Origin of the sequence: Haloarchaeobius caseinilyticus, from assembly GCF_051207395.1 — an archaeon.
GTDB lineage: Archaea > Halobacteriota > Halobacteria > Halobacteriales > Natrialbaceae > Haloarchaeobius.
This window is the reverse complement of the sequence record NZ_JBPJZC010000003.1, coordinates 247982-260688: the sequence shown is the minus strand read 5'-3', so window position 1 is coordinate 260688 and position 12707 is coordinate 247982. Positions and strand designations below refer to the sequence as shown.

The following is a 12707-nucleotide window of genomic DNA, read 5'->3' as shown; positions in this document are numbered from 1 at the left end:
GATTCGAGAGACGGGGGTTTGTCGCTTTCGAAGCCGCGGGTCCCGGGCCGCTGGCACTGGACTGTGGCGGTTTCGGGGGTGCCTTTAGGTTCGCCCGGGTCCGAGTGTGTCATATGGGACACGTGAAGCGACGAGCGGAGATGGACCTCCAGGGTGCGATGCTGGTCGAAGGACTGCCGGGTATCGGTCTCGTCGGGAAGATCGCGACGGACCACATCGTCGACACGTTCGACATGGACCTGTACGCGACGGTCCACTGCGAGGGACTCGCGCGCATCGGTGTCTATCACGAGGGCGACCCCGAAGTTTTCTCGCCGGTTCGCATCTACGCCGACGAAGACCGCGGCCTCGTTGCGCTCCAGAGCGACGTGCCGGTGAACTCGAGTGCTGTCAGTCACTTCTCCGAGTGCCTGACGAAGTGGATAGCGAGCGAGGGCGTGACGCCCATCTACCTCAGCGGAATGGCGGCGGAGAAAGACGGCGTCCCGAAACTCCATGGCATCTCGACGGGAGACGGCGCAGCCTTGCTCGAAGACGCAGAAATCGACCGGCCGCCTGAGAACGGCGTCGTCAGCGGCCCGACCGGTGCGTTGCTCAACAGCGCCGTCGAGCACGGGCTGGATTCGGTCGGACTGGTCGTCGAATCGGACCCACAGTTCCCCGACCCTGAAGCCGCCCGCGTCCTCATCCAGCAGGGCATCGGCGTCCTCGCCGACGTGGCGGTCGACGTGGACGAACTCGTCGAGCGAGCGGAAGATATCCGTGAGCAGAAGGAACAACTCGCCCAACGGATGCGCGAAGCCGAGGAGGAAGAGAGTTCGCAGGCGCAGCCGCTCCGGATGTACCAGTAAGGCGTCGTCACAGTTCGGGGCAATTCGATTTATTGCCGAAGAGTCCAATCCGAAGACGAGATGCACGAGGCACCCCAGCGTGTCCTGCTCGTCGGGACGGACTGCCTCCTCGAAGCGACCGCCGAGCGACTCGACTAGCCCGCGACGGGAAGGTCGTGAGTGCCCCGACGAGCACGAGATGACAGCCGCCGTGACGTGGCACGGTGACATGGACCACATCAAGAGTTATCCGGTCTCCCTGCGCGTATCAGGGTATGACGGAGTTCTCAGACCGCATCGAGCAGGTCAGCATCAGCGGCATCCGAGAAGTCTTCGAGGCGGCGGGCGAGGACGCGATCAACCTCGGGCTGGGCCAGCCCGACTTCCCGACGCCGCGGCACGCCCGCGAGGCGGCTATCGCGGCCATCGAGGACGGGAGCGCGGACGCCTACACGTCGAACAAAGGGACACTCGAACTACGAGAGGCGCTGTCGGCGAAGTACGACCGCGACTTCGGCCTCGACATCGACCCCGAGGACTTCATCGCCACGGCGGGTGGCTCCGAAGCGCTTCACATCGCACTGGAGGCCCACGTCGACCCCGGGCAGGAAGTCATCCACCCGGACCCCGGCTTCGTTGCCTACGACGCCCTCACCCGCATCGCTGGCGGGGAACCGAAGCCGGTCCCGCTCCGTGACGACCTCACGCTGGACCCGGCGACCGTCGAGGAGCACATCACCGACGACACCGCGGTCTTCATCGTGAACTCGCCCGGCAATCCGACCGGTGCGGTCCAGAGCGAGGCAGACATGCGCGAGTTCGCGCGCATCGCCGACGAACACGACGTGCTCTGTATCTCCGACGAGGTGTACGAGTACATCGTCTTCGAGGGTGAACACCGCTCGCCGCTCGAATTCACCGAGTCCGACAACGTCGTCGTCGTCTCCGCGTGTTCCAAGTCCTACTCCATGACCGGCTGGCGTCTCGGCTGGGTCACGGGCGCGACCCGCCGCGTTGAACGCATGCTTCGGGCACACCAGTACGTCCAGGCGTGTGCCTCGGCCCCGGCACAGTTCGCCGCCGAAGCGGCCATCTCGGGCGACCAGACGGTCGTCGACGAGATGGCGCAGGTGTTCGAAGAGCGCCGCGACCTCGTGGTCGACGGACTGGAGGACATGGGCCTCGACGTGCCCACGCCGACTGGCGCGTTCTACGTCATGCCCAAGGTTCCCGAGGGCTGGGTCGACGAAGTCCTCGAACGAGGCGTCGTCGTCGTCCCCGGCGAGGCCTTCGGTGAACACGGTGAAGGCTACGCACGTCTCTCCTACGCGACCAGTACGGAGGAACTCGAAGAGGCCCTCGAAATCATGCGTGAGGCGACGCGAGCCGTCCGCTAAGGCTGTTTTCAGCACCCAAACCTACGTACTTAGGGAGAGAATCTTTTATAATTCTGTGGCCTATCGTTGTCTGAATGGCAACAGAGCTGTCCGCGGATTCTGAGTCCGAACTCGGCACAGCGGCCCCCCTGGTCCTCGTGGTGGACGACGACGAGGACCTCGCCGATACGTGCCGCTACTGGCTGGAGGACGACGACTACCGAGTCCGTACGGCGTACAGTGGTGAGGATGCGCTGGAGGTTATCGATTCTGAGGTCGATTTAGTACTGCTCGACCGGCGGATGCCCCGCCTCTCCGGCGACGAGACACTCGACCAACTTCGCGAGAAGGGGTTCGACTGCCCCGTCGCGATGATGACTGCAGTCGCACCGGACACGGACATCGTCGACATGCGCTTCGACGAGTACCTCGTGAAGCCGGTCAGCAAGACCGACATCCTCGACGCGGTGGACGAACTGCTCGCTCGCTCCGAGTTCTCCCAAGAGGTGCGCGAGTACTTCGCCTTAGAGTCGACCGAACAGGCGCTGTCGACCCGTGACCGCGAGGAACTCCGCGACGCGGGAGCCCTCGTCGACCTGCGAAAGGAACTGAACGCGGCGTACGGCGACCACGAAGCGGAGATTGAGCAGCGCGAACTCCAGCTCGAACGACTCACGCACGTCAACAGCGTCATCCGGACCATCGACCGCGTGCTGGTCGAGGCGTCGACCCGTGAAACCATCGAGCGCGAGGTGTGTGACTCGCTCGTCGGGACCGACTCCTACCGCGCGGCGTGGGTCGCCGAGTACAACTCGCACTCTCGCGGCGTCAACCCGCGATTGGCCGTCGGCACAGCGTCCGAGGACATCGTCGTCGACCCCGACGGACAGGTCGACGAGCGTGTCTCTGACGCGGTTTCGAACCAGCAGGTGCAGGTGCTCACGCAAATCGACCCTGGCCACGCAGAGGCAGTGTTCGGCGATGCCGCCGAGGCGGACCAGACCTCGGCCGTCGTCGTGCCGCTCTCGTACCGTGAGAAGGCCTACGGCGCACTGCTCGTCTACACCGTCGCCGGCCACACGTTCAGCGACCACGAACTCGAAGTGTTCGTCGACCTCGGCCAGAAAATCGGTAACGGCATCAACTCCGTCGAGCAACGCAAACTCCTGCTCGCAGACACCATCGCCGAACTGGAGTTCCGCCACACGGACACCGACGACCCGCTCGTCTACATGTCCCAGCAGACCGGGGGCACCATCGCCCTTCGCGGTGTCGCCTCGACCGACGAGTCCGGACTGACCTGCTTCATCGAACTCACCGGAAGCCCGGCCGAAGAACTGCTCGAACTGGCCGCAGGGATGGATACGGTCGGCAAGGCTCGCCTCGTCACCGAGGGCGAAGAGTCGTTGTTCGAGCTGACACTGTCCGAGGCAGCCATCGAGACACTCTCGGGCGTCGGCGCGACGGTCAACACCTTCCGCGTCGAGAACGGCGAAGGCCGCCTCGTCGCAGAGGTCGCCCCTGACGCCGACCTGAAGGCGATCGTCAGTGCGCTCCAGACGCGTTACCAGAACGTCGACGTGCTCTCGAAGCGTGAGGTCGAACGCTCGGTCCAGTCCACCGAGTCGTTCCGGCAGGGACTCGGCGACAAGCTGACCGACCGGCAGCGGACCGCACTGGAAACCGCGTTCTCTGCGGGCTACTACGAGTGGCCGCGTGACAGCACGGCCGAGGAAGTCGCGGAAGCGATGGGCATCTCGGCACCGACGCTGCACGAACACTTGCGCGCTGGCGAGCGGAAACTCCTCGAAGCGTTCATCGAGGAGACGGAGTAGCCACGGACTGCGCGCGGACACCCCACGGACAGCTCACCCCACCGATTTTTGACGACTTCGTGCGAAGACGTGACATATGTCGCTCGCCAGCCACGGCTCGGGCCTGGTCGCCGCCACTCGCGCACTTGCCTCGCAGGTCCATCCCGTGTTCATGCTTCCGGCGGTCGCGGCATCTCTGTTCGGGAGCGTCCTCGCGGCCACGTTCGACCCCGTGGCTGGCGTCTTACACGTGATTGCAGTGTTCTTCGGGCTGTACACCGCGCACCTCAAAGACGGCTACGTCGACTTCTACATCCGTGGGGAGGACGACGAACATCCACTGACAGCTCGCGGCTGTCGGCTCGCCCTGGCCGGCGCGACGGTCGGGTTTCTGACCTGTCTCCTCGGCCTCTGGCTGGCGGTCGGACCAGTGGCCGCGGCCATCTCGCTTCCGGGGTGGCTCGTCGGCTATCTGCACGCGCCACAACTCGACACGAACCCGGTCACGGCGACGATGGGCTACCCACTCGGTATCGTGCTCGCGCTGTGTGGCGGCTACTACGTCCAGACGACTACGCTGACACCGGTCGTCGTCGCCTTCGCGACCGTCTTCCTCGTCGTCCTCTCGGGCATCAAAGTCGTCGACGACGCCGGAGATTACGCCTACGACAAGTCTATTCAGAAGCGAACCGTCGCGGTCGTCATCGGGCACGAGCGCGCGCGACACCTCGCGTTCGGCCTCGTCGGGGCGGGACTGGTGGCCGTCCTCGGCCTGACCGCGATGGGGGTGTTCCCGCCCTCATCTGTGGCTTCCGTCCTCGTCTTCCTCCCGGTCGCGTGGTTCGCCTGGCGCGGGACGGACGAACTCGCGACGATGCTGCTGATTCGGGGCTGTTACGTGTTTCTAGCAGCCCTGACGGTCGCAGTGTACTACCAGCCGTTGTCGTGACCACAGATTTTTCTCACACTCACGAGAGGGAGCGACATGGACCTTCTCACAGACGACGACGTCGTCACCCGAATCGACGTGGTCGACACGGTCGCCACGATAGAACTCGCCCTGCGCGAACACGCGAACGGGACGCTCCACGCGCCGCCGCGCTGGAGCATCGACGTGGCCGACGGTGGCCTGCGGTTCACGTGCGGCGCGGCGACCGGCGACCTGTCGGCACTCGGCTTCCGGGTGTACGACACCTTCGCGACCGACTCGCCCGAGCACACGCAACTCGTCTGCGTCTTCGACGCTGACACCGGCGCGTTCCGCGGGCTGATTTCGGGGTACGAGGTCGGGGTCATGCGGACCGCGGGTATCGATGGGGTCGCCATCGACCGGTTCGCTCGTGACGACGCGAGTACACTCGGTGTCCTCGGCGCAGGCACGCAGGCGAAAGCGCACGCCGAGGCCGCCGCGGCGGTCCGTAACATCGACACCGTTCGGGTGTACAGTCCGACGCCGGCCAGCCGCGAGGCGTTCGCCGACGAGGTCGGCCCGAACGTCGATGCGACCATCGAGGTGTGTGACGGTCCGGAGTCGGTCGTCCGCGGGGCCGACGTGTTGGTCTGTGCGACGAACAGCGAGGAACCGGTGTTCGACGCCGACTGCCTGGACGCGGGCACCCACGTCACCACCGTCGGCCGAAAGTTCGAAGACGCCCACGAACTCCCACTCGCAGTCGTCGACCGGGCAGACGCCATCGTGACGGACTCGCGGGCACAGGTCGAGGCGTACCACGAGACGGTCGCACCGTTCTTCCTCGACGACGACCAGCGGGCACGGATGCGCGAACTCGGTGCCGTAGTCGTCGGTGACGAACCAGGCCGGACCGGTGACGACGAACTTACGCTGTTCTGTTCGGTCGGCCTCGCCGGAACGGAGGTCGTCCTTGCCGACGAAATTCTCCGTCGCGAGTAGGGCGCGTTGTGAGTAAGGCGGTTCGCCGCTACTGGTGTGCTCGCTTTCGCTGCTCGCGCGACCACGTGGTCCGCCGGCCGAACAGCGCGCCGACGACCGTGAAGAAGAACGGGTACGCGAGTCCGGCGAACGCGATTGCCAGCCACGGACTCGGACCGACTTCGCCCGAGACGGATTCGAGTGCCGGCACATCACCGGAGAGTTGGAGCGTCGAGACGATCATGAACACGACGGCCATGAAGAAGTAGCCGACGAACACCGCGAGTGCGGCGCGCCACCACTGCGTGTTCTTCGGCCGGCGTTTGGCGACGGCGTAACTTACGACGACCAGCAGCGCGGGTGGGAGGAAGAACAGTCCGAGCAACTGTGAGTTCTCCGCGGCGAGCAATATCAGCGTGTTCCCCGACTGTGCGAACGCCTCGTTCGGGCCGAACGTGACCGCGTCCGTCGGGACGAGGTGTGCGTTGTAGTACACCCACGCCGAGACGCGCCAGCGGCCGATGGCGGCCACCGCCTGGGCCGCTTCGCCGAAGTACCGCATCCTGACGAGGAAGTGAACGAGGCCGAGGCCCACCAAGAACGCCAAGGCTCCGACGGTCCCACCCTTCACCCACAGGAACAGCGTCGCGACGCTGTCCCGTTCGGTCTCTCTGACCAGTTCTCTCGTATCGTGCACGCCTGCTGCCCTCTTTTCGCAGTACAGACACCACGGTAGTATCAAACTGCCGGACCAGAAACGGCGCCGTAGGGCCTCACCAGTCGCTATAGCCGTTGATTCCCCGATGGAGTTACTTCTCACCAGCCCATGGACGAAGACGATGCTCCTGTCCATCGAGAACGAGGTCGACCCGGACGCACGCTACCTCGGCGAGGCACTGCGAGAACTCCTGCCTGCGTGTGCGGTCCACGACGCCGTTCGAGACGGCGGGCGACCACCGCAGGAAACGCTGCCCGCCGATGGGTTCGACGCGCTCTCTGGCGTCGTCGTCGGTGGGAGTACCGCGGGTGTCTACGAGGCCGACGACCACCCGTGGATGCGCGAGGAGGCCGAATTCGTACGGGAGTGCGTCGACCACGGGGTTCCCGTCCTCGGCGTCTGTTTCGGCCATCAGCTGGTGAACGAGGCGCTCGGCGGGCGAGTCGAACATCACGGACTCGACCACCGACTCGTCTCGGCAGACCTCGCCGACGACCCGCTGCTCGACGGTGTCGATTCGACGATTCCGGCGGTCCACGGCGACCGGGTCGTCGAATCGGGCGACGGGATGGAACCGCTCGCGTCGACGGCCGACTACGAGTTCTTCGCCACACGCCACCGTGACGCGCCGGTCTGGACGACGCAGTTCCACCCTGAGTTCACGCACGACCTGCTTGCCACGATTCGCGCCGACTTCGGCTGGACCGACGACGGCGACCTGTCGTGGGACGACGTGACCGCACACCGGGTGCTGCCGAATTTCGCACGGCTGGCGACTAGTGGTAATGAATAACCGAGAGCTGAAGGCTCACTTCGCCGTCGAGACGATTTTTATCACGTCGCCCTCGTCCAGTTCGTAGCTGTCGCCCACGTCTCGTCCCGACTTCGCGTCGACCGCGTGGAGGTAGCCGTCGCCGATGTCTGAGTGGACGGCGTAGGCGAGGTCGACCGGGGTGGACCCACGGGGGAGCAAGAACGCGTCGGGCAGGACGTTCCCCGAGCCGTCGGTCCACTTCGAGGCGTCCTGCACCGGGAAGGCCGTCAGGTGGTCGAGCAGGTCGTAGACAGCGTAGTCGAGCGCGTCCTGCACGCCGGTCCCGCCCCACTCGTCCATGGTGGCGCGGAGGCCGTCGAGGGCCTGTCGCTGCGCGTCGGAGACGCCCTCGCCGAGTTCGAACGCGTCGTCGCCGGGGTCGTAGTCGATGGCACCGGCCTCTGCGCCTTTGCGAAGCGCGAGTTCTCCTTCGGCCGTCGTCGGGATGACGGGTTTCTCGGAGTCGAGGAGTCGTTGGAGGTTCGCCGGGTCAGCCACGTCGGCCTTGTTGGCGGCGACGATGATGGGCTTGGTCCGGGCGCGAATCTCGCGGGCGAGTTTCTCTCGGTCCTCGGCGTCCCACTGGATGGGGTCCTCAGGGTACTCCATCCCACGCAGCACGGTCTGGATGTCGGCGTTCGACGCGCCGAACCCACTCAGCAGGTCGGTCAACGACTCGTCCATGTCGAAGTCAGGTGAGCGCGACTTTCGCTCGACCGACTCCCAGTTGCGGTCGACGATGCCGGTGAGCCACATGTCCATCTCCTCCTCGATGAAGTCGATGTCGTCCATCGGGTCGTGACTGCCTGGCTCGACCGGTTCGCCTTCGGCGTTCGTCGCCCCGGAGGCGTCGACGACGTTGATGATGACGTCCGCGTTCGTCAGCGCGTCGAGGAACTGGTTGCCCAGCCCACGGCCCTCGTGCGCGCCCGGCACGAGTCCAGCCACGTCGATGAGTTCGACGGGGACGTATCGCTTGCCGTCGTGGCAGTGTTCGTCGCCGCAGCGTTCGTCGCGAGTGAGACAGGGACACTCGGTCCTGACGTGTGTCACGCCGCGGTTCGGGTCGATAGTCGTGAAGGGGTAGTTGGCGATGTCCACGTCGGCCAGCGTGGCTGCCTTGTAGAACGTAGACTTGCCCGCGTTCGGCTTCCCGGCCAGCGCGATAGAGAGCATGGCATCACGTAGCGCGCCACTGGAAAATTGCCTTTCGGTCACCCGACACACGAGGACGACGCGCGGACCCGTCACTCGCACTCCGGAGTAACCATCGTCGCCATAGTCACCATCGCCCCGTAGTCACTAAACAGACACGTGTCACCACGGTACTGACTCACAGAAACCACGCGACTGCGACACGATGAGACATTTTTCCGAAACCCGTAAAGTCACCTCACCGAAACGTCTGGCAGAATGCGACGACGCGACTTCCTCGCTGCGAGTTCGACCGGTATCGCCCTCCTCTCCGCAGGCTGTGTCTCCTCGATGGGCCTCGGCGCTGGTGGCGCAACGACCGAGTCTGACCACGGCACCGACACGTTCACGGACCGGCCCACGCGGACGACACCGCGCATCCCGAACGTCGACTTCACCATCGTCCGAACCGACGACGGACGGGTCAAAGTCGTCCACATGGAGGGTCTGCAGGTCGAACGGAACGTCACCGCCACGGTCGGCGTGACGGTCGACGGCGAGGCAGTCCCCGTCGTCGACGACAACGACGAGTCCCACACGTACTTCGCGGCCCGTGAGTCGGCACTGGCCGCCGACGAAACCGCGGCGACGCCGTTCCCCATCTCGGTCGGCAACCGCGTGTTCGTCGACGCACCGACCGAGGCGACGGTCGCTGTCACGTGGGTCGGGGCCGAAGGTCGGACCGCGGTTCTCGAAACGAAGACTGTCGAGTAGGACAGCGAATCGGTTCGCTGACTCTCTCTTTCTCTGTCATTCCCCTGCGAGGACGATACGACGAGCGACTGCACTCGCAGTCGTCACGACGACCGGACAGTAGACACCCCTAACTAGTGGGTGTCGGTGCATGCTGTCACGGTACAGTGTATCAACAACCGCGTTACTGCGGCACGATGGTCTGCGAATCCGTAAGTGGTTAAACTGGTCGGTACAGAGAGAGAACAGACATGCAACGCCGCACCTTCATCGCCGCTGCTGCGACCGGACTCGGAGCCCTCTCTGCTGGCTGTATGGGAGCTGACAATGCCGACTCGACAGGCACCAGTGAGACAGACGATGGAACGGGGACGGACCAGACGGACGGAACGAGCACCGGAACCGAGACGACGACTGGCGGGTCATCGTCGGCAGATATCGTCATCAGTTCTACCGACAGCGGACAGGTCAAGGTCGTCCACATGGGTGGCGCACAGGTAACCGCCGACGAGGCGAAGACCGTAAGCGTCACCGTCGACGGCGAGGCTGCGACGCTCGTCGGCCGCGACGGCAACGAGCACGCCTACTTCGCTGCGAAGGAATCCGCACTCGGTTCGGAAGAGACCGCCGCGACCAACTTCCCCATCTCCGTGGGCAACTACGTCCTCGTGAGCGCCGAAACTGGTTCGAAAGTCGCCGTCGTCGCGACCGGCGCTGACGACGAGACGACGACGCTCGCAGAGAAGACGGTCGAAGGGTCCGACAGTGGAACGACCACGACGGGTACCTCGACGACCGGCACCAGCACGGGAACCACGACGACTGGAACCGAGACCACGACTGGCACCAACACGACGACGCAGTCCTGATCGCCGGTCCTCGGTCCGACGACACAGCCCACGATTGCGATTACGATTTTTCGACACCGATAGCTCGTGAGCCTGCTGGCCGTCCGTGGAGTAGCGGAGAAGCGACGCCGCTGCCGCCGCTAGCTGGAAATCAGAAACGTGGAAAGGCCGGAAGAACCGCGAGAATCGTCGGTCGACGAGTCACTCGATGTCGCGACTCGCCAGCCCCTGCATCGTGATGTTGCCGCGAGCGCGCATCGTCCCGTCGACCTCTGCGCCCTTCGAGAGTTCGAGGTCGGAACAGGACACGTCGCCGAGGACGAGCGCGCCGGGGGCGATGCGGACCTCGCCCTTGCGGGTGGTCACGTCGCCGTGGACGCGTGTGCCCTCACCGATGAGGATGTCTCCTTTCGCGCGGAGACTACCGAAGATGTTGCAGTCCTCGCCGACCTGAATGGTCTCGGCGCGGACGTTCCCGTGCAGGCGACAGTCGTCGCCGATTCGTGCGGGGGTCGAGACGCGCCACGCGTCGTCGTTCACGGTGGCGTTTCGCGGAATCACGAGCGGGTCCTGGTCGGGGTCCTCTTCGTCGGTCATCTCGTTGACGAGTTCCTTGGCAGCTTCCTCCTCGCCGACGAGCATGAGCTGTTTGATGTAGACGAACAGGAAGACGATGGTGGGCATCGGGTTCCGGATGACGATCCAGCCGTTGGCCTCGAAGCCCTCCTCGATGTCGACTTCGTCGCCGATGTCGAGGTCACCCGAGACCATGAGCTGGCCGCCGATGTGGGTCCGCTCGCCGATGAAGGCGTCGCGGCCGACGAGGACGTTCCCGCGCACGTCGGACCACATGTCGAGTCGGCAGTCGGCCTGTGCTTCGAGGCCGCCACCGATCTGGATGCCTTCGCCACCGAGGACGTTCCGCCCGCGAATCCCGAACTCCACCGTCGACCGACCCCCGATGAGTACGTCCCCGTCGGTCACGAGGTCGTGTTCTGCGACCGTCGTACCGTCGGGAATCGAGAGTTCGTCGAGTGGGTCCGTATGCAGCGACACACACCACTTTCGTCCCCTCCCGGTATTAAACCCCTCGGCGGCGTCAGACGCTCGTCGGACGGTTCGTACGCTTTTTAATCGGCAGTCACATCTGGCCGAACATGACGACACTCGCGTTCGACGAAGACGGCTGTGATGTGGTGTATCAGGGGACAGAGTTCCGACTGGAGAAAGCCCTCATCGAAGAAGCCACCGGCAAGGCGTACCACGACGTGACGGACCACGAGGTCCTCAAGATAGTCGAGAAGAACCCAGAACTCGGCGGCGAACCGCGCCGCATCGGCGACATCCTAAAATAGCCTCGCACACCCAGGCGACGCCTTTAGGCCGACCGAAACCCTACCCGCCACCGAATGCGAAAGCAGGAGCTTCTCCACCTCCACCAGTTGCTGAGCAAGGTGCGAACGTTCCTCGAAACAGAGGAGTCGGTTCCCGCCGACGCGTTCCGGGCCTACGACGACTTCGGCGTCGGTCCGAACGCGTTCAACCGCCAGAAAGACGACCACGAGCGAGCGATTCGACACCTGCTCGACGGCATCGTGACCGCGCTCGAAGCGCGTGAAGAACTGCCCGTTCGTGACACGGTGACGGTGTAGAATACGACCAGTGCGGCCGACTGATTCCCCCGCGAGGGTGCGGGTCAGTCGTCACAGCCAGTATCCACATAGCGGTGGGTCCTGTTCTCGGGACGGCGATGACTGTCCGTGACGGCCAGTCGTCCTTCCGTGTCGGTCAGTCGTCCTCGTCGCGACGATTACTCGCCGTCTCGAACCCGAACTCGGCCATCTCTCGCCCGCGTCGTTCTTCCAGTGCCGCGATGGCTTCCGGGTCCGGGTTCGCGTCGTCGGTCACCCGCGCCCACGAGTTGTGGACCTTCGCGTGACACCAGCGACAGAGGAAGACCGTGATTTCGTGACTCGTCTCGCGTCCCGCGTCGGCGTAGGAGAGGTGGTGTTCTTCGAGCAGCGGGCGGTCGGCCGACTCGTGGGCCATCCGCTTCTCTTCGAGGCCACAGCGGGCACACTCGCGGTTCGACGCCGTCGCCCGAAAGTGCGGGCAGTCGGCCCAGGTCCAGTCGTCGTCGGTCTGGGTGGCGGCGTCGGCGGCGGCGACCGGACACGCGAAGTCGCCTTCGCGGCGCGCCTCTGCGAACTCTGGGTCGTGTTGCGGGTACTCGAACGCGTACCGGCAGGTCCCGTCGCCCGTGAGGTGGTCACAAAGTCCCGCGTGGTCGTAGGGGTCGTCGACGCCCACGGAGGTCCCGGTCGGTGTCTTCTCCATGCTCGGCTGTTGGTGGTGGTTGGGCGGTGGTCGGTTTGAATCGTTTGGGTACCGATTCGGGTGGTGTCGTGGTTCTCGCGTCGGTCGTCGTCGAGTAATTCGGGTCGGCTGAAGCGGTGTTTCAGGCTACGTTGGCGGTCGTCGTTCGAGAATTGCCGCCGAGAAGCAGACTTCTACTGCTGGTGCACATGA

The 12707-nt window shown here is 64.9% G+C and carries 14 protein-coding genes; 10 read left to right on the top strand and 4 right to left on the bottom strand.

Going from position 1 to position 12707, the window contains the following annotated elements; translation table 11 throughout:
- Positions 1-113 precede the first annotated feature (113 nt).
- The 5 genes from ACSC1P_RS13950 (at position 114) to ACSC1P_RS13930 (ending at position 5932) form a co-directional block, all read left to right on the top strand.
- Complete coding sequence (locus ACSC1P_RS13950; RefSeq protein WP_435360797.1) at positions 114-851, top strand: proteasome assembly chaperone family protein; 738 nt, start codon at positions 114-116, stop codon at positions 849-851.
- A 254-nt stretch (positions 852-1105) separates the two neighbouring features.
- Positions 1106-2227 carry a pyridoxal phosphate-dependent aminotransferase gene (locus ACSC1P_RS13945; protein WP_435360796.1) on the top strand — a complete coding sequence of 374 codons (1122 nt, stop codon included), beginning with the start codon at positions 1106-1108 and terminating at the stop codon, positions 2225-2227.
- 74 nt (positions 2228-2301) lie between these two features.
- Positions 2302-4041, top strand: a complete 1740-nt coding sequence (locus ACSC1P_RS13940) for a bacterio-opsin activator domain-containing protein (protein WP_435360795.1) — start codon at positions 2302-2304, stop codon at positions 4039-4041.
- A 76-nt stretch (positions 4042-4117) separates the two neighbouring features.
- Positions 4118-4969: a UbiA family prenyltransferase gene (locus tag ACSC1P_RS13935; RefSeq protein ID WP_435360794.1), complete on the top strand. Its 852-nt coding sequence runs from the start codon at positions 4118-4120 to the stop codon at positions 4967-4969.
- Positions 4970-5005: 36 nt separating this feature from the next.
- Positions 5006-5932: an ornithine cyclodeaminase family protein gene (locus ACSC1P_RS13930; RefSeq protein ID WP_435360793.1), complete on the top strand. Its 927-nt coding sequence runs from the start codon at positions 5006-5008 to the stop codon at positions 5930-5932.
- Between the two features lie 28 nt (positions 5933-5960).
- On the opposite strand, the gene ACSC1P_RS13925 is transcribed toward ACSC1P_RS13930, so the two are convergent.
- A complete protein-coding gene (locus ACSC1P_RS13925; protein WP_435360792.1) occupies positions 5961-6608 on the bottom strand; it encodes a DUF7978 family protein in 648 nt (215 codons plus the stop codon).
- A gap of 106 nt (positions 6609-6714) precedes the next feature.
- On the opposite strand from ACSC1P_RS13925, the gene ACSC1P_RS13920 reads away from it, so the two are divergent.
- Positions 6715-7422 (top strand): type 1 glutamine amidotransferase, encoded by a 708-nt coding sequence (locus ACSC1P_RS13920; RefSeq protein ID WP_435360791.1) that lies wholly within the window; start codon positions 6715-6717, stop codon positions 7420-7422.
- Positions 7423-7437: 15 nt separating this feature from the next.
- Here ACSC1P_RS13920 and ACSC1P_RS13915 read toward each other — a convergent pair whose 3' ends face one another.
- Positions 7438-8619, bottom strand: coding sequence for a redox-regulated ATPase YchF (locus tag ACSC1P_RS13915; protein ID WP_435360790.1), 1182 nt, complete (start codon positions 8617-8619; stop codon positions 7438-7440).
- A 237-nt stretch (positions 8620-8856) separates the two neighbouring features.
- Between ACSC1P_RS13915 and ACSC1P_RS13910 the strand changes: the two genes are divergently transcribed.
- On the top strand, positions 8857-9351 hold the full coding sequence (locus ACSC1P_RS13910) for a hypothetical protein (protein ID WP_435360789.1): 495 nt from the start codon (positions 8857-8859) through the stop codon (positions 9349-9351).
- 230 nt (positions 9352-9581) lie between these two features.
- Positions 9582-10199 (top strand): hypothetical protein, encoded by a 618-nt coding sequence (locus ACSC1P_RS13905; RefSeq protein WP_435360788.1) that lies wholly within the window; start codon positions 9582-9584, stop codon positions 10197-10199.
- Positions 10200-10379: 180 nt separating this feature from the next.
- On the opposite strand, the gene ACSC1P_RS13900 is transcribed toward ACSC1P_RS13905, so the two are convergent.
- Positions 10380-11234: a polymer-forming cytoskeletal protein gene (locus ACSC1P_RS13900; RefSeq protein WP_435360787.1), complete on the bottom strand. Its 855-nt coding sequence runs from the start codon at positions 11232-11234 to the stop codon at positions 10380-10382.
- A 101-nt stretch (positions 11235-11335) separates the two neighbouring features.
- Between ACSC1P_RS13900 and ACSC1P_RS13895 the strand changes: the two genes are divergently transcribed.
- Both ACSC1P_RS13895 and ACSC1P_RS13890 read left to right on the top strand, forming a co-directional pair.
- A complete protein-coding gene (locus ACSC1P_RS13895) occupies positions 11336-11533 on the top strand; it encodes a DUF5800 family protein (protein ID WP_435360786.1) in 198 nt (65 codons plus the stop codon).
- 54 nt (positions 11534-11587) lie between these two features.
- The gene (locus ACSC1P_RS13890; RefSeq protein ID WP_435360785.1) at positions 11588-11830 is read left to right on the top strand and encodes a UPF0058 family protein; all 243 of its coding nucleotides are present in this window, start codon (positions 11588-11590) and stop codon (positions 11828-11830) included.
- Between the two features lie 136 nt (positions 11831-11966).
- Here the strand turns inward: ACSC1P_RS13890 and ACSC1P_RS13885 are convergent, their stop codons facing one another.
- Positions 11967-12515: a DUF7097 family protein gene (locus ACSC1P_RS13885; protein WP_435360784.1), complete on the bottom strand. Its 549-nt coding sequence runs from the start codon at positions 12513-12515 to the stop codon at positions 11967-11969.
- Between the last annotated feature and the right edge of the window lie 192 nt (positions 12516-12707).